This is a genomic window from Micromonospora sp. NPDC049060, from assembly GCF_040649055.1.
Taxonomy (GTDB): Bacteria; Actinomycetota; Actinomycetes; order Mycobacteriales; family Micromonosporaceae; genus Micromonospora; species Micromonospora reichwaldensis.
On sequence record NZ_JBEZEV010000088.1, the window covers coordinates 1 to 21,782 of the forward strand.

Below are 21,782 nucleotides of genomic sequence, written 5' to 3' on the forward strand. Positions count from 1 at the left end.
CCTCACCGGGGAGCCGGAGCGGGGACGCGACCGGCTGCTGGCCGTGGTGGAGCAGGCCCGGCCCGCCAGCGTCCGTACGAGCCGTCAAGGTCCGCTTGACGTGGCGGGCCGGGCGGCGGCCCGCTCCCCACACGGGCGGGTCGATGGCAGACGGGATGGCAGGCAAGGTGACAGCGGTGGCGATCTCAGTAGGATGCTGAGATGTCTCGGCCAGTGATCTTCGACCTCTTCCATACCCTGATCCAGGGGGCCGACGAGGAGCGTGACCGGGTAGTCGGCGAGATGGCGGTCATGGTCGGGGTAGCTCCGGCCGAGCTGGTTGCCGCGTACCACGCCACCTGGCGGGACCGGCTGGTCCGGTGGGACGTGGAGGAGACCATTCGCATCCTCGCCGGACGCCTCGGCGGCACACCAACCATCGAACAGGTGACACGGGCCGGTGAGCATCGGCGAGCCCTCGGGCGTCGGGTGCTGGACAGCATTTCGGCCGCCACCCTGGATGTGCTCGACGCGCTACGCAGCGATGGGCATCCGCTGGCACTCATCAGCAACGCCACCTCGGACACTGCCGAGGCATGGCCGCAGAGTCCGCTCGCCCAACGGTTCGATGTCGCGGTCTTCTCCTGCGATGTCGGGCTGGCCAAGCCCGACTCGGCGATCTATCACCTTGCTGCCGAGCACTTGGGCGTTGGACCGGCGGAGTGCGTCTTTGTTGGTGACGGCGCAGACGGTGAGCTGGCGGGGGCGGCAGCGGTCGGTATGACCGTCTTCCGGACCACGGAGCACAACGACACCGACCCGGGCTGGGGCGGACTGGCTTTCGATACCCTGGGCGACCTGCCCGCCATACTTCGAGAGCCGTTCAAGGTCATGGAGCCGTCCGGGGCACACACGGGGCACAAGACAGCGTGAAACGTCGGCAACCAGCGACCAATGACGTGAGCCCAAAACGGGACGTGACCAGCGCGGCGACCAGGCTGCCGCAGGCCACGGCAGGGCGCACCTGAGTTCCGCTTCAACGTCTGACGGTCGCCGGTCTTTGCGGTTGCGCCACGGAACCGGGAGCAGGGGGATGTGGTTGTCACGCTCCGAATCGTCGACTGCGGGCCGAGTAGGAGCGCAGGGCGCGCAGGAAGTCGATCTTCCGGAAGCCGGGCCAGTACACGTCGCAGAAGTAAAGTTCGGAGTAGGCGGCCTGCCAGAGCAGAAACCCGGACATGCGGCGTTCTCCGCTCGTGCGGATGACCAGATCAGGGTCGGGTTGGCCGCCGGTGTACAGGTGCGCCGCGAGAGCCTCGGCGGTTAGTCGCTGGGCGACGTCGTCGAGTGTGGCGCCCGCTCGTGCCTCCTGTTCCAGCAGGGAGCGAACTGCACTGACGATTTCCTCGCGGCCGTCGTAGCCGATGGCGACTGTGAGATGGAACTCGGCACCGCGTTCGCGGGTGGCGTCTTCCGCGAGTTTCAGGGCGTGGCGTGTCGAGTCGGGTAGGACGTCGGCACGGCCGGCCAGGTGAAGCTGCCAGGGATTGGCCGGGCGGAGGAGCGGCTCCGCGACGACCTCCTCGATCATCCGCATCAGGTTCTCCACTTCTTCGGATGCCCGTTTACGCATGTTGTCGACGGAGGCGATGAACAGAGTGACGTGATGGATGCCCATGTCGGCACACCAGCCCAGTACCTCGTGGACGTGTTCCGCGCCGTACCGGTGGCCCACCCCGGGGTCATCGAAGCCCACCTGCCTGGCCCACCGGCGGTTCCCGTCCATCACCATAGCCACGTGCCGTGGCAGCGACTTCCCGGCCAGTTGGGCGCGGAGGCGGCGGGCGTAGAACCGGTAGGCGCCATGGCGTATGGGCTGCATCATGATCGAATGAAATCACCTCATCGGCGCTGGCGTTGGCCCGGCTGCTCAAACGTCAGGCGGACGGGGAATTGTGACCTTTGCCCGGGCGGGCTGTCGACAGCAACGGTGACAGCTACGAGCCGGAACAAAGACGACCACGCCCGGCGCCGCATGGACGGTCGGCCGAGGCGGGCGACGGATGCGGACGCAGGCAGACGAAGCGCACGGTTCTTGTAAGCGAGGCGTCAGGCTGCGACCGGGCAGTCAGCGGGGACCACGCCGCAACCCATCGCTTGAAGGTCGGGCACAGATTCGGCACAACCGAGCGCGAGTAACAGCGGAAGACGCCGGAAGTTGACGGAAGGCGTTCCAGCAGGTCAGCAGCCGTACCGAGGATCACGCGGGAGGTCGGGCGACCGGGGGTCTTACTTCCAGCGGAACTGCACGACCGGCACCCCAACGGGTCATCGCCCGGAACGACAGCTTGGGTCGGGTGGAGTTGCTGACAGCGACCGGCGTACGGGCGCCCGTCGGCGGAGGCGTGCGGACAGTCGCCCGAGGTTCGCGAACGTGGACAGAAGACGACCTCGGACGATCCACACAGAGGGGATAAGCGAGGTGTCGAGCCTCGATGGACGACCGCCCTTACCGGGGGAGCGGGTTGGCGACGTAGACGCCCTTGCCCTGCCGGCCGTCGATCAGCCCTTCGGCCTTGAGTAGGAGCATGGCGGCGCGGATGACGGTGTTGCTGGCCTTGTAGTGCTCGCAGAGGGCGGCGAACGAGGGCAGCTTGTCGCCCGGCTTCAACTGGCCGGAGCTGACCTGCTCGCGGATATCCCGGGCTACCTGTAGGTAGGCGGCTTCAGACATAGGTGGTGCTCCCAGCTTGGCGGCTGGTGCAAGCAGACCACACCTCCGGCTCGACTTACAACGCTATGTGTCGTAGCTGTTGACCCTGCGCACATTGCGTCCTAAGTTGCTGGTGGGGCTACCCAGCTTGGCGGCCGGGTCGTCCTGCCGTGGGTGCCCTGTCTCCGGACACGGCTGACCGGGTGCCCACGGGATCCTCAGCGTCGGCGGGGAGGCACAGTGACCAGACCGAACGATGCAACTTCTCCGACCGCAGGTCCCGTGCGGGACACCGGCTACCACCAGAGGCAGAACAACAGCCGGCGACGCGTGCCCTACGACGAGTACGTCTTGGCGGCGGCGTTGACGCTCGCCCGCCGGCACCGGCCCGTCTGGTCGTGGCGGCACTGGCGGCGTATCTGCCGCTGCGGAAGCGACCTGCCCTGCCGAAGCCGTCATCCCATCCCGATCAACCGCGGCCACTGGCCGAGCCAGGATGCGCCGCGATGACGACACACCTCCCGGTGACACCGGCTTGGACGTGCGGCGGCTGCGGTGCCGACTGGCCCTGCCAGCCCCGACGGCGCGAACTACGAGCGGAGTACGACCGTGCCCCGGTGTCGCTGGCCCTCTACCTCGCCGCCCAGTTCGTCGACGCCGCCCAGGACCTGGCCCACGTTCCCGCCGGCCGCCTGCACCGTCGGTTCCTCGGCTGGACCCGATGAGCATCCTGCGGGCCGGCGACGAGAAGTTCCACTACAGCGACGGCTCCCACAAGTGGATCCCACCCGACCCCGACTACGACCAGGAGGTCTGGGACGAGCAGGTCCGCCAACACAAGGAAGGACACCTCAGGAACGAGCAGCCCAAGGTCCGCATCCAGCGCCTCATCTGACGCCAGCAGTACAGCAGCGAAGTACAGCAACCGAGCCAGCCGAACGAAGCCGAGAGGTGCGTCAGCGGGCCCCTTGACCTCGCACTAAGCTCGATCCGGCCCACTCGCCGAGAGTTCGGGACGAAGAGGTCGTCGGGTCGGCGAGCCGGTCGACGTCGCCGCCGTCGGGTCGGCCATGGCCGACCTGCGTGACACAGGCACCCGATGATGCTGCGAACGGCCCCCTGCCCGCTGCTGCGGTCAGCGCCAACGGATCGGCCATGACCATGACGTCTGGGACGTGCAGCAGCGCCCGAAAGGCTGTTGCCGTTTATCGAACCTGCACGATTTGATGTCCGCAGCTTTCCGGCCGGACGACCCCGGCTGGATTCGGGGAGGGCCATCCACTGTGATAGTTACCTGGCCACGTCGTGGCCTCATCGGCGCGCTCGCGCTGACGCTGGGCGTCAGCGGGCTCGCCCTCGTCGCGACCGGCAGTCCCGCCGTCGCGGCCCCACACTACGAAAGCACTCCGTCGATCCAGATCGGCTGGACCGACTCCGCCACGCCGCGCAAGGCGTACGGGTGGAACGACGAGACACACATGCCGCTCGGCACGTCTGTGGACGACGCGGGTGTCAGCCACACCTCCCGGGTCTACGCCACCTTCGATCTGTCCGCCTACGAGGGCCGGAAGATCTACGGTGGGACGGTCTTCATCGAGGAGTACAGCGCCGCCGACTGCGGAAAGCGGGCGATCGAGATCTGGCGCACCAAGCCGGTGAGCACCACGCCGACCTGGAACAGCGCTCCTGAGGCGCTGACCAAGCTGGACGAGGTCCTCACCCCGGAATGGTGCCCGAAGGCGACCCTGTCGTTCGACGTCGGTGCCGCCGTGCAGGACGCCGTGGCGCGCAAGCAGCGCCGGATCACGTTCGAGATCCGCGTCCCGGAAGCCAACGAGAGCGACCCGACCTACGCTCGTCGGCTCAACTGGTACCGCAGCGTCGGCCTGACCACGCAGTACAACTCGGTGCCGAAGGGCGACAACGCCCACCTCTACAACGGCGGGTTCCCGTGCACCCAGTTCCGTCCGTACCCACGGCTGGGCGGCTTCGCCAACGTGCTCCAGGCTCTCGGCACCGACGCGGACCCGGATGACGAGCGCCGCCTGACCAGCGAGTTCGCAATCTGGCCGACGGGCGATGCGGCGGCCCGACAGGTCTTCACCAGCGAGCACGCCATCTCGGGTCGGGTGCACACGGCCAACCTGCCGGCGGGCACGCTCGTTGACGGCAAGTCGTACGCCTGGCAGGCCCGGGTGGGTGACGGGGCGGACTTCTCGGCCTGGTCGAAGAAGTGCTTCTTCACCTACGACGGCACCAGCCCCACCGCACCGACGGTTGCCTCCGCGAACTACCCGGCCGACGACAGCGGCGAGCAGGCCCCGGCGGGCGTTCCGGGCATCTTCACCTTCTCCGGCGGCGGCAACAAGGACGTGGCGGGCTTCCAGTACTCGTGGAACGGCCTCGGGGTGAACACGTGCGCGGCCTCGGGCGACCTGGGCCAGTTGGTCTGCCGCGATCCGTTCAGCCTGCCGAACACGGTCAGGGCAGACGTCCCGGGCGGCTCGGCGACCGTGACCCTGAACCCGACCGGGTCCGGGCCGCAGCAGTTGACCGTGCGTTCCCTCGACCTCGCCGGCAACATCTCGGCCGAGACCGTCTACAAGACGTTCATTCCCTGGTCCGCGCCGGATGTCCGGGTCGAGAACGGAGATCCGCAGTGGGGGCAGGAGGTGGTGCTGAAGTTCGCCCCGGCGACCGGCGTCACCGGCGTCCGCGAATACGAGATCGTCCTGGACAACGGCGACCGCGAGACGAGGCAGGCCGCAGAGGACGGCACCGCGCACTTCAGCTTCATCGCCGGCAACCCGCAAGGGCATTCGGTGCGGGTACGTAGCATCAGCGACAACGGCTTCATCTCCACAGAGGCCAGTTGGTCGACCTACTTCTACCCCGGCCCGGGCGTCAAGTCGGACGTCTACGTCCAGCCGCCGGACGGTTCGCCGGTCGGCGGAGTGGGAGTCGCAGGAACCTTCACCTTCTCCCCGCCGCCGGGCTGGACGGACACCGTGGCCTACCGGTACTCCTTCGTCGACGGCGAGGAGCTGACCGAGATCGCGGCTGATGCCGATGGTCGCGCAACGGTCACCTGGACGCCGACGACGAGCGGTTGGGTGCTGTTGACCGTGTACGCCGTCAAGCCCGACGGCACCTGGAGCGAGTACGGCAACTGGTACTCGTTCGAGGTGGCGGCCAGTTCCTGAGCCCTGCTCGTAGGTGACGGAGGGCCTGGCACCTGCCGGGCCCTCCGTCACGTACGACGGCGCCGGTCAGTCCTGCTGTTCGGTGCGCGCGATCTCCGTGAACGCGGCGGTCAGATAGCCCTCGACGGGCCTGCCGGTGACGGCGAGCAGGTCGGCGACGAGCAGCGGCGCGTGCTGCGCCACGGCGGGCGGGTCCGGGGGCGACTCGTCGCCGTCCGGGTCGTAGACGCCGAGGGCGCCCGCCAACAGGACGAGGACCACGTGCGGGTCGACATCGGGCCGCCACTGCGCGGCGTCGCGGACGCAGCCTTCGAGCACCTGACGGACGTCGTCGCCGTCGAGGCCGTCGGGGTGGGTCTCCTCCAGCAGCAGCCGGACCACCGCGCCGAGCACCAGGCCCGACCGGTCGGCCGCCGCGAGCCGGGCCACCGCGACGTCGTACGCCTCGGGGGCGCGCTCGCGGGCGGCGGCGACCGCGTCGGTGGTGGCGGCGGCGATCTCGCGGGCCGGTGCGGGCAGGTGTCGCCAGGTGGTGGTCATCACGACCAGGATCGCAGAGAGGTACGACGCCCCGCCGACGCGCCTGTGGTGTGACCCCGCGCACAAGGCGAACGGGAAACTCGGCGCGGAAAGGTCTCGCGCTGTGTCACACCCAGCACACAGAATCGGGGGATGCTCAGTCGCGCCCTGCCCCGCCGTTATGAAGCTCAGCGGATGCTCGTCGGCACGCTGTTGTCGGCGATCGGGCGCGGCCTCACCCTGCCGTTCCTGTTCATCTACCTGACCGACGTCCGGGGTCTCACCGACACCCGCGCCGGCCTGGTGATCGGCTGGTACGGCGTGATCACCCTGGCGCTCTCGCCGATCGGCGGCGCGCTCATCGACCGGTTCGGCGCCCGCCGGATCCTGCTGTCGGGCCTGCTGATCGAGGCGGTCGGCACCGGGTCGCTGGCCCTGGTCGACTCGAGCGCCTCGGCGTTCGGGGTGATGACGCTGGTGGCGATGGGCAGCTCGGTCATCTGGCCCGGGCAGAACACGATCCTCGCCTCGCTCACCGACGCCGACGAGCGGCAGCGGGTCTTCGGGCTGAACTTCGCCCTGCTCAACCTCGGCATCGGCGTCGGCGGCCTGACGTCCGGCGCGATCGTCGACACCACCCGCGAAATCACCTTCCAGGCGATCTACGTGCTCGACGCGATCAGCTATCTGATGCCCGCGCTGATCCTGCTGACCCTGCCGCACGTGGGCCACCGGCTCGCCGCCGGACCGGCCGGGGAGCGGACGTCGGCCGGCGGCTACCTCACCGTGCTGCGCGACCGTCCGTTCCGGCGGCTCGTCATCTTCGGCCTCGTCCTGACCACCTGCGGCTACGCGCAGATCGAGGTCGGCTTCACCGCCTACGCCATACGGGTGGCCGAGGTGACGCCGCGCGTGGTCGCCTGGGCGCTGGCCGGCAACACGGTGATGATCGTGCTCTCCCAGCTGCTGGTCCTGCGACGGATGGAGGGGCGCAGCCGCACGGGCGGGCTGGCGGTCGTGGGCGCGGTCTTCGCGATCGCCTGGCTGGTCCTGGGGGCCGGGGGCGTGGTCGGACCGGGCAACGCGCTGCTCGCCGCCCTCTGCGTCGTGGCCTGCTCGGCGATCTTCGGCTTCGGCGAGACCCTCCTGTCGCCGGTGATGCCGGCGCTGACGAACGCGCTCGCCACGGACGCGCTGCGCGGCCGGTACAACGCCATGAGCTCGATGATCTTCGGCATCAGCGGCGTGATCGGCCCCGTCACGGCGGGCCCGCTGCTCGGTGCGGCCGACGGCCGGATCTGGGTCGGGGTGGTCGTCAGCGGCTGCCTGGTGGCCTCGCTCATCGCGCTCTCCCTGCGCCGGCTGCTCACGCCGGCCCAGGACGGCCGCGCGCCGGCCGCCCCGCCGGCCACCGAACCGGCTACGGCCAAGGCCTGACCGCCCCGCCCCGACGGGCACGCGGACCGTGGGCGGCGGTCGCGTGAGCTGCGGCTGCCGATCGCGCGGGCCGTGGCCTCCGGGCGCGCGGGCCGTGGCCGGCGGGCACCGAGCGTCCGGTCCCGACGCTGCTGACGGCGACGGGCCCCGGAATCCGCAAGGGATGCTCCGGGGCCCGTCGGGTGCGTACCGCTGCCGTCAGGCGGTGGGAACCTCCGCGGTGGTGCGGATGCGGTCCAGGGCCGGCGCCGAGACCGGGGACTCGGCGGTCAGGTAGGCCACGAACGCGTCCAGGTCGATCATGCCGGTGACCGCGTTGGTGCCGCCGGTGAGGACGGTGAAGCCGTCGCCGCCGCCGGAGAGGAAGTTGTTGACCGTGACCCGGTACGTGGCGTCGGCGGTGACCGCCACACCGCCGAGGGTGAGGCTGCCCCGGACGACCCGGGTGCCCGTGCAGGCGTCGGCGACGGTGCCGGTGGTGCCGGCCGGGTCGACGACGTAGCGGACGGTCGACGACGGGTAGAGCGTCCGGCCGGTGACGAACTGCTGCTCCAGCATGCAGTAGAGCTGCGCGCCGGTGAGGTCGAGCGTCACGAGGTTGTTGCCGAACGGCTGCACCGTGAACGCCTCCTCGTAGGTGACCGGGCCGGCGTCGAGGTCGGCGCGTACGCCACCGGGGTTCATGAAGGCCGCGACGGCGCCCTGCTCGTCGTCGGTGGCGGCGAGCTGCGCGTCGGCGATCACGTTGCCCAGCGGGGACTCGCCCAGGGTCGTACCGAAGAGGACCTCCTGGGTCTTCTTGATCTCCTGGGTGGTCCGGCCGACCTCGCGGCCGGCCACCGGGCCGAGCACCGTCTTGTAGCGGTTGATAAGCGCGGTCTGCGCCGGGTCCTTGGCGAGATCCCTGGTGACCACCACGTTCTCGGCCTTGGCGCTGATCACGTCGCCGGTGCGCCGGTCGATGGAGAGGTCGATGTCGGTGACCAGGCGACCGAAGGAGCTGGCGCTGGTGACCAGCTTGCCGGCGATGTCGCAGTTGTACGCCTGGTGGGTGTGGCCGCTGACGACCACGTCGATGGACGGGTCCATCCGGTTGGCGATGTCCACGATGGGACCGGAGATGCCCTTGCAGTCGTTGATGCCGCCGGTCGCGTCCTGGGTGCCGCCCTCGTGCAGCAGCACGACGATGGTCTCGACGCCCTGGCGGCGCAGCTCCCGGGCGTACCGGTTGGCGGTCTGCGCCTCGTCGGCGAAGGTCAGGCCGGCGACGCCCTGCTGGCTGACGATCCGCGGGGTGCCCTCCAGCGTCATGCCGATGAAGCCGACCTTGACGCCCTGCACCTTGTGGATGGCGTACGGCGCCAGCAGCGGCTGGCCGGTCGCGGTCTTGAACGCGTTCGCGGAGAGGTACTGGAAGCCGGCGCCCTCGTACGGGGTGCCGTCGACGCAGCCGTCGACCGGGTGGCAGCCGCCGTTCTGGATGCGCAGCAGCTCGTCAGCGCCCTCGTCGAACTCGTGGTTGCCGACGCTGGCGTAGTCGAGCCCGGCCAGCGAGAGCGCCTCGATGGTCGGCTCGTCGTGGAACGCGGCGGAGAGCAGCGGGGAGGCGCCGATCAGGTCGCCGGCCGCCACGGTGATCGTGTTCTGCTTCTTGGCGTGCCTGCGCAGCTCGGCGAGCTGGGTGGCGAGGTGTTCGGCCCCGCCGGCGGGCTGCCCGGCGATGGAGCCGCTGGAGCCGGACGGCGGTTCGAGGTTGCCGTGGAAGTCGTTGAGGGCCAGCAGCTTGACGGCGACCGGCTTCGGGCCGGCGTCCGCCTGGTCGGGGGTGGTCGTGACCGCGCCGAAGGCGGTCACGGCGAGCGCGGTCAGGCCGATGGCGGCCCGGCGCATCCCGGGGATGGACATGGAACTCCTCGTGGGAAGCCGGCGCGGGCACCCGGGTGACGGTCCACCCCGGGGGCGGGCCGCGCCGTCGACAGGTTCGGTCGCGGTGGCGATGGTGGCCGAGCGCCGCCGCGTCGCGGACAGCTTCTCATCGTCGCCCGCCCCGGTCGACCGGGGCGGGGGCACAGACCTGCGCAAACTCGCGGCCGGCGACCATCCGGACGGGCGTTTCCGACATGCCCGGCAGCGTGGGCGCCGGCCGGCGGAGAGGTGCCGCCGACCCCGGGTGCCCGGGGCCGGCCGCCCGCCTCAGCAGTACGTGTAGCTGCCCTTGCTCCCCCACGAGCAGGAGTCGATCAGGGTGCCGGACGAGTTGCGCAGGGACGCCTTGTCCCCGGTGTTGTTCCAGATGTAGGCGCCCGAGCCCCAGTAGCGGTGGGTCGAGCTGTTGGTGCCCTTCCCGGTGTGCACGAAGACGCTGGCGCCCGGGGCCAGCCGGAAGTCGCCGGAGAACTTGTAGACGTGGTTGGACTGGTCGCGCAGCGTCCAGTACTTCAGGTTGACGGTGGTGGAGCGCCGGTTGGTCAGCCGGATGTATTCGGCGTTCAGGCTGGAGTTCGAGCGGTTGTCGGCACCGGGCGAGTTGTAGTAGGCCTTGGTGATCTGGACGGCCGGGGTGGCGGCCTGGGCCGGGCCGGCGGTGGTCAGCGACACGCCCACCGTGACGGCGAGCGCCACCGCGAGACCGATCAGCCTTCTCCTCATGCGATTCCCCCACACACAGACGGCCGGTCGTGGAGCCGGCGGATGAGCCGTGCCCGCGCACGGCCGGCCGAGGTTATCGATCTCCGGCGGCGATTGTGGACGGTGAAACGGCCGTCACGGGCGATTGCGTCCGCCCGGTTGATCCGCTGCCGGCCGGCGGGACGGCGCCGCTCGTCCGACCGACCGCCGGGGTCACCGTGCGGTGCGACGACGGCCACCGAGCGTCCCGCCCCCGCCCGGCGTTCGGCGTCGGAGGCCGTACGGTGCGGCGGTCAGCCCGGCACCTGGCGCCGGTCCGTGGTCAGCCCGGCCACTCGGGCCGGTAGGTGGTCAGCCCGGCACCTGGCGCCGGTCCGGTCCGGCGAGCAGCGCCGCGACGGCCGCGGCGTCCCAGGCGCCGGCGACCCCCGGCCGGGCCAGCAGGTAGCGGGCGATCCGGTCGGCGTCCCAGCCGTGCGACTCGCGCAGGCCACGGGCGATCATGTCGAGGTAGGCCGGGGCCGGGGCACGCCACGGCACCTCGGACGCCGCCCACGGGGCGGTGAAGGTCAGCAGCGGAAGCCCGTCGAGCCGGCCGGGGCAGAGCAGGGTCTCGTACCGGCCGGGGCCGAGGGTGGCCCTCCCGGTGGCGACGGCCTCGGCGATCAGGCCGGCATCGGCGCCGGGTTCCCGGTACATCTCCTGGGCGGCCACGTCGGCGAACTGCCCGACGTCGAGCAGGTAGGCCCGGGCCGCCGCCTCGCCGGGGAGCGCCGGGTCGTAGAACGCCATCCCGCCGGTCCAGGCCCGCGACTCGCCAGCGAAGTAGACGCCGCCGGGCAGCGACACCGGCACCGTACGCCTGGGGGGTCGCGGGTCCCGGCAGCCCGGATACGTCCGCCGCCCGCCGGGCGGGCAGCCTCCCGCCAGGTAGAAGCCGAGCCGGGCGGCGTGCATGTTCGACCCGTACGCGACGTACCAGACCTCGCCCACCACGGCCGACCGGTCCCGGCGGTCAGAAGCCGCAGGTCATGCCGGCGGCGTGGCTGGCCTGCACCAGGTGCGTGGCGCAACCGCTCCCGGTGACCTTGTGCAGCAGGAAGCCGGTCGGCTCGACGACCCAGCCGAACTGGTCGTCGGCGCTGGTGGTGAGGGAGCTCTGCCGCCAGGTGCTCGGCGCGGTGGTGAGCACCGTGCCGGCGAAGGTCACGGTGACCGGGCGGTGGACGTGCCCGGCGACCACCCGGACCACGTGCGGGTGGCGGGCGACCACCTCGGCCAGCTCGTCGCCGTCGGTCAGCCCGATGTCGTCGAGGAACGGGATGCCGACCGGTGCCGGCGGGTGGTGCAGGCAGACCACGGCCGGCACCTCGGGTCGACCGGCCAGCACCCCGTCCAGCCAGCCGAGCTGGTCCGCACCGAGGCAGCCGGCGTCGCCCCCGCCCGGCATCAGGGAGTCGAGCACCACGACAGTCGCCTCCGGGTGGTCCACGTGGTAGTGCGCCGAGAAGCCGCCGCCGAGCCACGGCGTGCCCCCGAACGCGTCCAGCAGCGACTCCCGGTCGTCGTGGTTGCCGGCGACCAGGTGCACCGGCAGCGGGAACCGGCCGATGACCTCGCGCAGGGTCGCGTACTCGTCGGGGCGGCCACGGTCGACCAGGTCGCCGGTGATCACCACGCAGTCGGGCCGTGGGTTCAGCGCCAGCACCCGCCCCAGGGCGCGGTGCAGGCCGGCGGCCGGCTCGGCGGCGAGCACGCCGGTGGTCAGGTGCGGATCACTGAGCTGGGCGATGAGCATCGGTGCCTCCACTCGACCGAGACCCTCACGCTATCGCCGCGGGCCCCGGCGCGCGGCCCGCCCGTACCCACAGGCCCTGTCCACAGCCTGTGGATGGCACATGTGTACGAAGGTGTCGACGATCTTGGTTCCCGCTGGTCCCGCGCCTGCCTGAGTACGCTTGATCGCGGGCCCGCCCGCCGGTCGCGGCCCTCCCTACCTGGAACGACGTGCCGAGTGGATCACGAGCGAGTCATCCGTGACGTCACGGTCCGCCTCCCCATGGCGTCGACCGTCGTCGAGGCGTGCCGGTCGACCGTCACCGCGCTCGCCCGCCACGCGCCGGCCACCATCTCCGTCCTGCTGCACGTCCACGACCGGCTCCGCTGCGTCGCGGCCACCGGCTCCTGGCAGGTCTTCTCCACCGTGCCGCCGAAGACCGGGATCGTGGGCCGGGTGTACGCCTCCGGCGAGACCGCCGTCGTGCCCGACGTCGCCGCCGACCCCGACTACATCCCGGTACGCCCCGACGTCACCGCCGAGGTGTGCGTACCGGTGCTGGACCCGGCGGGCCGGCCCATCGGGGTGCTGGACCTCCAGTGGTGCGGCCCGGCCGACCTCGGCCCGTGGCGCGACACCGCCGAGCGGCTGGCGGCCCGCCTCGGGGCCCGGATCGTGGCGCTCGGCGGGCCACCACCGGAGAGCCGCAGCGAGAAGCTCCTGCGGCACGCCGCCGCGCTGACCTCCGCGTCGACGGAGTGGGACCTGTTCGCCGCCGCGATCGCCGCCGCCCGGGACGTGTCCACGCTCTCCGCGGCGGTACTGGTGCTCGCCGGCCCGGACGGGCCCCGCCTGGGCACGCCGCCGGCCACCCCCGGCGAGCTGGAGGCCCGGATCCGGGCGGAGCTGACCGAGGCGGACCCCGCCGCGCTGGACGGACTCGTGGCTCGCGCCCACCGCCACGGCGTGGGCTACACGCTCGGCGAGGCGGGACACCCGCCCGTGCCCGACCACCGGCCGCTGACCCGGGCCGGGGTGCGCACGCTGGTCGCCGTGCCCGTCGGCCGGCCCGACGACGGCGGGGTGCTGCTGGTGGCCGACGAACGGCTGCTGCGCCCCGACCCGACCACGGTCAACCTGCTGGAGCTGCTCGCCGGCCAGGCGTGGAGCTGCCTCGACCGGCTGCGTACCCTGGCCCGCCTGCGCGAGCAGGCCAACTCGGACCCGTTGACCGGGCTGCGGCACACGGGGCCGTTCGGCCAGCGGATCGCCGCGGCGACCCCGGGGCGTACGGCCCTGCTGGCGATCGACGTGGACGGCTTCAAGGCCGTCAACGACACGTACGGCCACCAGGCCGGCGACCGGGTGCTCGTCCGGCTGGCCCGGGCCCTGGAGGGGGCGCTGCGGCACGGCGACGAGCTCTACCGGATCGGCGGCGACGAGTTCGTGGCGGTGATCGAGGTGGGGCGCCCCGAGGAGGCGGTCCGAATCGCCGAGCGCCTGGCCGAGGCGGCGCGGCAGATCGGCCGCACGATCAGCGTCGGGGTGGCCCTTCCCCGCCCCGGCGAGTCACCCGAGGCCACGCTGCGCCGCGCCGACCAGGCGCTCTACGCGGTGAAACACCACGGCCGCGACGGCGTACGCCTGGCCCCCGCCTGACCGCCTCCGTCCGGTCACCGTCGGCGGCGGGCGACGTTCACCGGCTTCTGCTCGTTCGGGGGCATCTCGACCCGGGCGACGCCGGCGTGCCACCGGGTGTGCAGCGCGGTGTCCGCGATCCACGCCCCACACCGGTGGCAGACCTCGACGTCCTTCGGCCGCCGCCCCGCGGGCAGCAGTTCCCCGCCGTCGTTGTCGGTCCCCCGCGATGTCTCGGCCACCGCCCTACCGTCAACCTCGGGCCGGGAACGGGGCCCGCGTCGGTCCGGTCGGCAACACCGGCAATACCGGCAACAAGCGATAGCACCCGCCCATGACCAGTGGGCCCGCACCGGTTCGCCGGTGCGGCCTCACGGTCTTCCGGGGCCGCCGGTCGGGGGGACGGCCGACTAGGGTGCGGGCCATGCGCATACGTCCTGCCGGGCTCCTCCTCGCTGCGGTCGCCGCGGTGCTCTGGGCGCTCGGGATGACCGTCCTGCAACCGCTGACAGAGCAGGTGGGGCCGTGGCCCGAGGCGCTGCGCGGCAACAACGCCTACTGGGCCCGCGACCTGCGCTTCGTGGCGATCGTCGGGGCGGTGGCGGGGCTCGTGCTGGCCGGTGGCGGCAACCGCCGGTGGAGCGTTCCGGCGGTGCTGCTGGGCGGCGCGTGGATGGCCGTCGACGTAGCCGTGGACCGGGCCGACCCCACCGGCGCGGGTTTTACCGTGCTGCTCGCCGTCGCCGGCTGCGCGGCCGTCGCCGGTGCCGCCGCCCTCGCCGTACGCCGCCAGCGCGGTGGCCGCGATCGGCGGGCGCTGGTCGCCACCGCCTGCGTCACCGGAGTGTCGGTGCTGATCGCCGCGGGCATCGAGTCACCGACCGACCGGGAGCCGGAACTGAACCGGGCAGCTGTCGTCACGAGCCTGCTGCTGCTCGCCCTGACCCTCGGTTGCGCGCTGGCGGCGGCCCCGGGGTGGCACCCGGCCCGGCAGCGGCTGGCGGTCGGGATCGGCGCGGCGGCCGTCGCCGCCGTCCTGCTGGTGCGGGCGGTGCCGCCCGGCTCGCGGATCCTTCCCGGAGTGCTGCTCGGCGCGGTGCTGCTGACCGGGGTCACCCTGCTGGCCTGGGACTGGCCGGGCGGGCGGCCTGTCTGGCGGTGGCACGCCCTCGCTGCCCTGGCGGCCCTGTTCGGCCCGTACGCGATGCTGCTGATCGTGGTCATCGGCACCCTGCCACTCAACCCGGGCGCGCCGCTGACCGCGCTGGCCGGCAACACCGCCATCAACAGCGCCGATTCCGACGTGCTCAACTCGCTGTCCGGGGTGCTCGCCGGCCTCGGGATGGCGTTGCTGCTGGCCTTCCCGCCCGCCCTCGGCTACCGCCCGGCCGACGCGGAGCGCCCCGACGGACCGGACGAGCCGGAGGGACCGGACGGGCTGCGCCGGGCCAGCGCCGACCGGCGGTAGCCGTTGTTGACGTAGATCAGCGCGCCGATCACGAACCAGACAGCACCAATGCCGCTGCTCACCGGTCTTGCAGGGCGGCCTGGTCGTCGCGTTGGGCCGGAACGAGGCCAGGCAGCGCGTTGTACAGGGTGCTGCGAGAGACGCCGAGGAGCTTGGCGATCGAGGTCATCGTGCGGTTCGGTTCGGCGAGCAGTTGTAGCGCGTACGCGACCTTCTCCGGGGTCATGGCCGGCGGCCGGCCGAGCCGGTCGAGCGGCAGCGCCTCGGCGCCGAGGTTCGTCGCCTCGTGCTCCGCGCGACGGAGCGCCACGCGAGCAAACCCTCGCGGCAGAGACTCGGAGCGCCGCGTGGGCAGCACCTCGGCACGCCGCAGTGAGACGTGCCGGGGTGGGTCAGCGGGGGGTGAGTTCCTTGGCCAGGAGTTCGGCTATCTGGGCCGTGTTCAGGGCGGCGCCCTTGCGGAGGTTGTCGCCGGTGACGAAGAAGTCCAGGGCGCGGGGGTCGTCGACGGCGCGGCGGATCCGGCCCACCCAGGAGGGGTCGGTGCCGACCGCGTCGATCGGCATCGGGAACTCGCCCGAAGCCGGGTCGTCGACCAGGATCACCCCGGGCGCGTTCCGCAGCACCTCGCGGGCGCCCTCGGCGTCCACCTCGGTGGCGAAGACCGCGTGCACCGCGACGGAGTGGCCGGTCACCACCGGCACCCGTACGCAGGTGGCGGAGACCTTCAGGTCGGGCAGCCCGAGGATCTTGCGCGACTCGTTGCGCAGCTTCATCTCCTCGGACGACCATCCCGCGTCGGCCAGGGAACCCGCCCAGGGCACCACGTTGAGCGCCAGCGGCGCGGGGAACGGGCCCACGTCGTCGCCGACCGCCTGGCGTACGTCGCCGGGGCGGGAGCCGAGCACCCGGTCCCCCGCGATCTTGGTGAGCTGGGCGTGCAGGGTGTCCACGCCGCTCTGGCCGGCGCCGGAGGCCGCCTGGTAGGAGGCGAGCACCAGTTCGCGCAGCCCGTACTCGCGGTGCAGCGGAGCGATCGCGATGATCATCGCCAGCGTGGTGCAGTTGGCGTTGGCGATGATCCCCTTCGGCCGGTTGCGTACCTGCTCGGGGTTGATCTCCGGCACCACCAGCGGGACGTCGCGGTCCATCCGGAAGGCGCCGGAGTTGTCCACCGCGACGGCCCCGTGGCCGACCGCGATCGGGGCCCAGCGCGCGGAGACCTCATCCGGGACGTCGAACATCGCCACGTCGACGCCGTCGAACGCCTCCGGGGTCAGCGCCTGGACGGTCAGCTCCTCGCCCCGGCACCGCACCCGCCGCCCGACCGAGCGCTCGGAGGCGAGCAGCCGGATCTCTCCCCAGACGTTCTTGCGGCCGCTGAGCAGCTCGCACATCACCGTGCCGACGGCACCGGTCGCCCCGACCACGGCCAGGGTGGGCAGCGGCGACACGGTGGCTACCGTCCCGTCCCCGCGTAGACGACGGCCTCGGTGTCGCCGCCGAGGTCGAAGGCCTCGTGGATGGCGCGTACGGCGGCGTCCAGGTCGGTGTCGCGGCAGACCACGGAGACCCGGATCTCCGAGGTGGAGATCATCTCGATGTTCACCCCGGCCGCGCCGAGGGCGGCGAAGAAGCCGGCCGCGACGCCGGGGTGCGAGCGCATGCCCGCCCCGATCAGCGAGACCTTGCCGACGTGGTCGTCGTAGAGCAGGCCCTTGAACTTGACCGACTCCTGGATCTTGCTCAGGGCGGCCATGGCCGTCGGGCCGTCGGCCTTGGGCAGCGTGAAGGAGATGTCCGTGCGGCCCGTGCCCTCGGTGGAGACGTTCTGCACGATCATGTCGAGGTTGATCTCGGCGCCGGCCACGGTGTCGAAGATCCGCGCGGCGGCGCCCGGCTCGTCGGGCACCCCCACGATCGTGATCTTGGCTTCGCTGCGGTCGTGCGCTACCCCGGTGATCAGTGCCTGCTCCACGGGAAGGTCCTCCATCGATCCGGTGACCATCGTGCCGGTGTTGGTCGAGTATGACGAACGGACGTGGATCGGCAACCCCGCCCGGCGGGCGTACTCCACGCTGCGCAGGTGCAGGATCTTGGCGCCGCAGGCGGCCAGCTCCAGCATCTCCTCGTAGGTGATCTGGGTGATGTGCCGTGCGTTCGGCACGATCCGCGGGTCGGCGGTGAAGACGCCGTCCACGTCGGTGTAGATCTCGCAGACGTCCGCGTGCAGCGCGGCGGCGAGCGCCACGGCGGTGGTGTCGGAACCGCCCCGGCCCAGCGTCGTGACGTCCTTGGTGTCCTGCGAGACGCCCTGGAAGCCGGCGACGATGACCACCGCACCCTCGTCGAGCGCGCCCTTGAGCCGGCCCGGCGTGACGTCGATGATCCGCGCCCGGCCGTGCACCGACGTGGTGATCACGCCGGCCTGCGAGCCGGTGAACGAGCGGGCCTCGTACCCCAGGTTGTGGATGGCCATGGCGAGCAGCGCCATGGAGATCCGCTCCCCGGCGGTGAGCAGCATGTCCAGCTCGCGGCCCGGCGGCAGCGGGCTGACCTGGTTGGCCAGGTCGAGCAGCTCGTCGGTCGTGTCCCCCATCGCGGAGACCACCACGACGACGTCGTCGCCGGCCTTGCGGGCGGCGACGATGCGCTCGGCCACCCGCTTGATCCGCTCCGCGTTGGCGACGGAGGACCCGCCGTACTTCTGCACCACGAGTGCCACGACGGTGCGCTCCCTCCCAGCGACGACCCTGAGCGTGCCGACGCCGCCGGATCTCAGCCGGCGGCGCGTGTCAGACGCACCCAGGGTATCGGTCGGGCGACTCGGCCGGGTCAGGTGATCCCACGATCCGGCCCGGCGGCCCGTGGCGGGGTGGTGCGCGACACGCCGGGGCGCCGCGCGTGGCAGGGCCCCCGCGCGTCGTTTCCGGGCCGCAGAATGGCCCCGTGCACGCCCACCTTCGCCCGGCCGGCCCTCCCGCGAAGCCCGCGCGCCCGCCGGTGCGCCCGGCCCGACGCCTGGCCGGTCCGCTCGCGCTCGCCCTGCCCGCGCTCCTCGTCGCCTGCACCGCCGACGAACCGGTCACCCGGCCCACGCCCACCTCGACACCGGTGCCGGCGGGGATGGACGCGGCGCGCGACGAACTGGCGGCGCTGGCGGCCGCCGCGCAGGATCGGCACCTGGTCGCCAGCTACACGCTGCGCGCCCCGGAGTCCCCGGACCGGACGATCCTGGTGACCAGCGCGAACGACGGGAGCTGGCGGGTCGACGTGCCGGGCGGCGCGCTCGGCGGGACCGCCGACGTCTCGTTCGCCGCCACCGCCGACGGGCTGTTCCAGTGCGCCCTGCCGTCCGCCGCCCGGCCCGAGCCGGCGGCCTGCGTACGCCTCGGCGACCGGGACGAGGCCGTGCCCCGCCGGCTCGACCCCCGGGTGCAGCACCCGTTCACCGACTGGCTGGACGTGCTGACCGACCGCCGGGCCCCGCTCGCCGTCTCCCCCGCCGAGCCGCCGCCCGGCGCGTCCGGCGCCTGCTACTCGGTCGAGACCACCTCGGCGTCGATCAACGCGCCGCTGGACGTGGGGATCTACTGCTACGACGCCGACGGCACACCCACGGCGGTACGCACCGCGTCCGGCACGCTGATCCTCGCCGGGACGCCCGCGCCCGCCCCGGCCACCGTGCAGCTGGCCGGGCCGGTGGTCGACGCCGAGCCGCTCGGCACGGCTGCTCCGGATCCGACCACGGAGGCGACCACGAGCCCCAGCGCGGAAACGCCGTGACCGCCCGCGACGTTACGGGTGCCGTTCGCCACATTCGGACATCCCACCCTTAACCACTGAATCGCTCTTACGGGACACTTACCCCATGGCCGACCTCACCCCGCTGCTCGCGTTCCGTTGGAGCCCCCGGTCCTTCGACCCGGTGGCGGAGCTGTCCCGCGAGGACGCGTCCGCGCTGCTGGAGGCGGCCCGCTGGGCGCCCTCGGCCGGCAACGCCCAACCGTGGCGGTTCGCGCTCGGGCACCGCGACGAGGAGACGTTCAAGCGGATCCTGGTCAACCTGCCGGAGACCGAGCAGCGCTGGGCGCAGCGCGCCGCCGCCCTGCTGCTCGGCGCGCACCGGACCGGATCGGCCGGGCACGCGTACGACCTGGGCCAGGCCGTCGCCCACCTCACCGTGCAGGCCACCGCGCTCGGCCTGCACGTACGCCAACTGCACGACCTCGACCACGCCGGCCTGGCCGCCGACCTCGACCTGCCGGCGGACGTACGACCGCACGTGGTGGCGGCCGTCGGGCAGCTCGGCGACCCGCTCAGCCTCCCGGCGGACCTGCTGCGCTCCGAGACCGGCCTGCGCCGCCGGCTCCCCCTGGCCGAACTCCTGCTGACCAGCCAGGCTGCGAAGTGCGTCTCATAGTCCGGACCCGCCTTCCCGCACCCCGGCCCGCCACGTAGGGTTACCTGGTCATGTGGCGGGCGTACCTTCTCCTTGGTCGCCGCGACGAGGCCTGAAGGCCGGCACCTCGTCGCGGAGTCGAACCGCGCCGTCCAGCACATCCGAAACTTCCCATCGGCAACCGCCCGGGCACCGTCGCCCGGCACCTGGCCGACACCTTCCGATTGCTGACGCCACATGTTCCAGGGAGCACTCCGTCATGGCTCAACCCATCGCCGACGCTGAGACCGACCCGATCGCCCGGCAGCGCCCCAGCCGGATGCCGTACCGCCGCTACCAGCCGTACCACCAGCAGTTCCGGCTCGACCTGCCCGACCGCACCTGGCCGACCCGGCACGTCGAGGCCGCGCCGCGCTGGTGCGCGGTGGACCTGCGCGACGGCAACCAGGCGCTGATCGACCCGATGTCGCCGGAGCGCAAGCGCCGGATGTTCCAGCTGCTCGTGCAGATGGGCTACAAGGAGATCGAGGTCGGCTTCCCCTCGGCCAGCCAGACGGACTACGACTTCGTACGCCAGCTCATCGAGCAGGACCTGATCCCGGAGGACGTCACGATCCAGGTGCTCACCCAGTGCCGGGAGCACCTGATCGACCGCACCTTCGAGTCGCTGCGCGGCGCGCGGCGGGCGATCGTGCACTTCTACAACTCGACCTCCACGCTCCAGCGGCGGGTGGTCTTCGGGCTGGACCGCGACGGCATCGCCGACATCGCCACCCAGGGCGCGCGGCTCTGCCGCAAGTACGCGGAGATCCACACCCCGGACACGGACATCCACTACGAGTACTCGCCCGAGTCCTACACGGGCACGGAGCTGGAGTACGCGCTGGAGGTCTGCGCCAAGGTCATCGAGGTCATCGACCCGACCCCGGACCGCAAGCTGATCGTCAACCTGCCGGCCACCGTCGAGATGGCCATGCCGAACGTCTACGCCGACTCGATCGAGTGGATGCACCGGCACCTGCCCCGGCGGGACAGCCTGGTGCTGAGCCTGCACCCGCACAACGACCGGGGCACGGGCGTCGCCGCCGCCGAGCTGGGGCTGCTGGCCGGTGCCGACCGGGTCGAGGGCTGCCTGTTCGGCAACGGCGAGCGCACCGGCAACGTCGACCTGGTCACGCTGGGGCTGAACCTCTTCTCCCAGGGCGTCGACCCGATGATCGACTTCTCGAACATCGACGAGGTGCGGCGCGCCGTCGAGTACTGCAACCAGCTCCCGGTGCACGAGCGCCACCCGTACGCGGGCGACCTCGTCTACACCGCCTTCTCCGGCTCCCACCAGGACGCGATCAAGAAGGGCTTCGACGCGCTCGCCAAGGACGCGGCGGCGGCCGGCGTGCCGATCGACGAGCACACCTGGGCGGTGCCCTACCTGCCGGTCGACCCGAAGGACCTGGGCCGCACCTACGAGGCGGTCATCCGCGTCAACTCGCAGTCCGGCAAGGGCGGCGTCGCGTACATCATGAAGAGCGAGCACCAGCTCGACCTGCCGCGCCGGCTCCAGATCGAGTTCTCCGGCGTGGTCCAGCAGGTCACCGACCACGACGGCGGCGAGGTCGACCCGGGCACCATGTGGGAGATCTTCGCCACCCACTACCTGATCGACCACCAGGTCGACCCGGCGCTCGCCCTGGACGGCTACGCCATCGGCACCGCCGAGGGCAAGGTCGAGATCGAGGCCCGCGTCGGCCTGGGCGGGGAGCCCCGCTCGCTGACCGCCGTCGGCAACGGCCCGATCGACGCGTACGTCAACGCGCTCCAGTCGGTGGGCGTGGCGGTACGGGTGCTCGACTACCACGAGCACGCGCTCTCCTCCGGCGGGGACGCGCAGGCCGCCGCGTACGTGGAGTGCGAGGTCGACGGTCGTACGGTCTGGGGTGTCGGTACCGACGCCAACATCGTCACCGCCTCCGTGAAGGCCGTGACGAGCGCCGTCAACCGCGCCCGCGCCTGACCGGCGG

General features: G+C 72.1%; 21 protein-coding genes. 10 read left to right on the plus strand and 11 right to left on the minus strand.

Annotated features, from left to right (window positions below; all coding sequences use genetic code 11):
* Positions 1 to 213: 213 nt before the first annotated feature.
* Positions 214 to 912 carry an HAD-IA family hydrolase gene (locus tag AB0B83_RS24745; protein WP_357580169.1) on the plus strand — a complete coding sequence of 233 codons (699 nt, stop codon included), beginning with the start codon at positions 214 to 216 and terminating at the stop codon, positions 910 to 912.
* Between the two features lie 169 nt (positions 913 to 1,081).
* Here AB0B83_RS24745 and uppS read toward each other — a convergent pair whose 3' ends face one another.
* Both uppS and AB0B83_RS24755 read right to left on the minus strand, forming a co-directional pair.
* Positions 1,082 to 1,864, minus strand: coding sequence for a polyprenyl diphosphate synthase (uppS, locus tag AB0B83_RS24750; RefSeq protein WP_327029875.1), 783 nt, complete (start codon positions 1,862 to 1,864; stop codon positions 1,082 to 1,084).
* A gap of 624 nt (positions 1,865 to 2,488) precedes the next feature.
* Positions 2,489 to 2,713 (minus strand): winged helix-turn-helix domain-containing protein, encoded by a 225-nt coding sequence (locus AB0B83_RS24755; RefSeq protein ID WP_327029876.1) that lies wholly within the window; start codon positions 2,711 to 2,713, stop codon positions 2,489 to 2,491.
* 485 nt (positions 2,714 to 3,198) lie between these two features.
* Between AB0B83_RS24755 and AB0B83_RS24760 the strand changes: the two genes are divergently transcribed.
* The 3 genes from AB0B83_RS24760 to AB0B83_RS24770 all read left to right on the plus strand — a co-directional run bounded on the left by AB0B83_RS24760 (position 3,199) and on the right by AB0B83_RS24770 (position 5,895).
* Entirely contained in the window at positions 3,199 to 3,417 is a 219-nt protein-coding gene (locus tag AB0B83_RS24760; protein WP_327029877.1) for a flavin reductase, read from the plus strand.
* Positions 3,414 to 3,587, plus strand: coding sequence for a hypothetical protein (locus tag AB0B83_RS24765; protein ID WP_327029878.1), 174 nt, complete (start codon positions 3,414 to 3,416; stop codon positions 3,585 to 3,587). Before AB0B83_RS24760 ends, AB0B83_RS24765 begins: the two co-directional genes overlap by 4 nt.
* Positions 3,588 to 3,975: 388 nt before the next feature.
* On the plus strand, positions 3,976 to 5,895 hold the full coding sequence (locus AB0B83_RS24770) for a hypothetical protein (RefSeq protein WP_357580170.1): 1,920 nt from the start codon (positions 3,976 to 3,978) through the stop codon (positions 5,893 to 5,895).
* A 66-nt stretch (positions 5,896 to 5,961) separates the two neighbouring features.
* Here the strand turns inward: AB0B83_RS24770 and AB0B83_RS24775 are convergent, their stop codons facing one another.
* Positions 5,962 to 6,435 carry a hypothetical protein gene (locus AB0B83_RS24775; protein ID WP_357580171.1) on the minus strand — a complete coding sequence of 158 codons (474 nt, stop codon included), beginning with the start codon at positions 6,433 to 6,435 and terminating at the stop codon, positions 5,962 to 5,964.
* 132 nt (positions 6,436 to 6,567) lie between these two features.
* Between AB0B83_RS24775 and AB0B83_RS24780 the strand changes: the two genes are divergently transcribed.
* Positions 6,568 to 7,851 carry an MFS transporter gene (locus tag AB0B83_RS24780; RefSeq protein WP_357580172.1) on the plus strand — a complete coding sequence of 428 codons (1,284 nt, stop codon included), beginning with the start codon at positions 6,568 to 6,570 and terminating at the stop codon, positions 7,849 to 7,851.
* Between the two features lie 198 nt (positions 7,852 to 8,049).
* Here the strand turns inward: AB0B83_RS24780 and AB0B83_RS24785 are convergent, their stop codons facing one another.
* The 4 genes from AB0B83_RS24785 to AB0B83_RS24800 form a co-directional block, all read right to left on the minus strand.
* Positions 8,050 to 9,756: a bifunctional metallophosphatase/5'-nucleotidase gene (locus tag AB0B83_RS24785; protein WP_357580173.1), complete on the minus strand. Its 1,707-nt coding sequence runs from the start codon at positions 9,754 to 9,756 to the stop codon at positions 8,050 to 8,052.
* Positions 9,757 to 10,044: 288 nt separating this feature from the next.
* Positions 10,045 to 10,500, minus strand: coding sequence for a lamin tail domain-containing protein (locus AB0B83_RS24790; protein ID WP_357580174.1), 456 nt, complete (start codon positions 10,498 to 10,500; stop codon positions 10,045 to 10,047).
* A gap of 330 nt (positions 10,501 to 10,830) precedes the next feature.
* Positions 10,831 to 11,475, minus strand: a complete 645-nt coding sequence (locus AB0B83_RS24795) for a histone deacetylase (protein WP_357580175.1) — start codon at positions 11,473 to 11,475, stop codon at positions 10,831 to 10,833.
* A gap of 19 nt (positions 11,476 to 11,494) precedes the next feature.
* Positions 11,495 to 12,277: a phosphodiesterase gene (locus AB0B83_RS24800; protein WP_357580176.1), complete on the minus strand. Its 783-nt coding sequence runs from the start codon at positions 12,275 to 12,277 to the stop codon at positions 11,495 to 11,497.
* 216 nt (positions 12,278 to 12,493) lie between these two features.
* Between AB0B83_RS24800 and AB0B83_RS24805 the strand changes: the two genes are divergently transcribed.
* Positions 12,494 to 13,915: a diguanylate cyclase gene (locus AB0B83_RS24805; RefSeq protein WP_357580177.1), complete on the plus strand. Its 1,422-nt coding sequence runs from the start codon at positions 12,494 to 12,496 to the stop codon at positions 13,913 to 13,915.
* A gap of 14 nt (positions 13,916 to 13,929) precedes the next feature.
* On the opposite strand, the gene AB0B83_RS24810 is transcribed toward AB0B83_RS24805, so the two are convergent.
* Positions 13,930 to 14,136 (minus strand): hypothetical protein, encoded by a 207-nt coding sequence (locus AB0B83_RS24810; protein WP_357580178.1) that lies wholly within the window; start codon positions 14,134 to 14,136, stop codon positions 13,930 to 13,932.
* Positions 14,137 to 14,318: 182 nt separating this feature from the next.
* On the opposite strand from AB0B83_RS24810, the gene AB0B83_RS24815 reads away from it, so the two are divergent.
* Positions 14,319 to 15,362, plus strand: coding sequence for a hypothetical protein (locus AB0B83_RS24815; protein WP_357580179.1), 1,044 nt, complete (start codon positions 14,319 to 14,321; stop codon positions 15,360 to 15,362).
* 58 nt (positions 15,363 to 15,420) lie between these two features.
* Here AB0B83_RS24815 and AB0B83_RS24820 read toward each other — a convergent pair whose 3' ends face one another.
* From AB0B83_RS24820 to AB0B83_RS24830, 3 genes are all read right to left on the minus strand, one after another.
* Positions 15,421 to 15,672 carry a helix-turn-helix domain-containing protein gene (locus AB0B83_RS24820; RefSeq protein ID WP_357580180.1) on the minus strand — a complete coding sequence of 84 codons (252 nt, stop codon included), beginning with the start codon at positions 15,670 to 15,672 and terminating at the stop codon, positions 15,421 to 15,423.
* 82 nt (positions 15,673 to 15,754) lie between these two features.
* Positions 15,755 to 16,816 carry an aspartate-semialdehyde dehydrogenase gene (locus tag AB0B83_RS24825; RefSeq protein WP_357580181.1) on the minus strand — a complete coding sequence of 354 codons (1,062 nt, stop codon included), beginning with the start codon at positions 16,814 to 16,816 and terminating at the stop codon, positions 15,755 to 15,757.
* A 5-nt stretch (positions 16,817 to 16,821) separates the two neighbouring features.
* Complete coding sequence (locus AB0B83_RS24830; RefSeq protein WP_121401692.1) at positions 16,822 to 18,087, minus strand: aspartate kinase; 1,266 nt, start codon at positions 18,085 to 18,087, stop codon at positions 16,822 to 16,824.
* A 224-nt stretch (positions 18,088 to 18,311) separates the two neighbouring features.
* Here AB0B83_RS24830 and AB0B83_RS24835 point away from each other — a divergent pair, with 224 nt between their 5' ends.
* The 3 genes from AB0B83_RS24835 (at position 18,312) to leuA (ending at position 21,775) form a co-directional block, all read left to right on the plus strand.
* Positions 18,312 to 19,148 (plus strand): hypothetical protein, encoded by an 837-nt coding sequence (locus AB0B83_RS24835; protein WP_357580182.1) that lies wholly within the window; start codon positions 18,312 to 18,314, stop codon positions 19,146 to 19,148.
* Between the two features lie 85 nt (positions 19,149 to 19,233).
* Entirely contained in the window at positions 19,234 to 19,785 is a 552-nt protein-coding gene (locus tag AB0B83_RS24840; RefSeq protein ID WP_357580183.1) for a nitroreductase family protein, read from the plus strand.
* 238 nt (positions 19,786 to 20,023) lie between these two features.
* Positions 20,024 to 21,775: a 2-isopropylmalate synthase gene (gene leuA / locus AB0B83_RS24845; protein WP_357580184.1), complete on the plus strand. Its 1,752-nt coding sequence runs from the start codon at positions 20,024 to 20,026 to the stop codon at positions 21,773 to 21,775.
* The last annotated feature ends 7 nt before the right edge of the window (positions 21,776 to 21,782 follow it).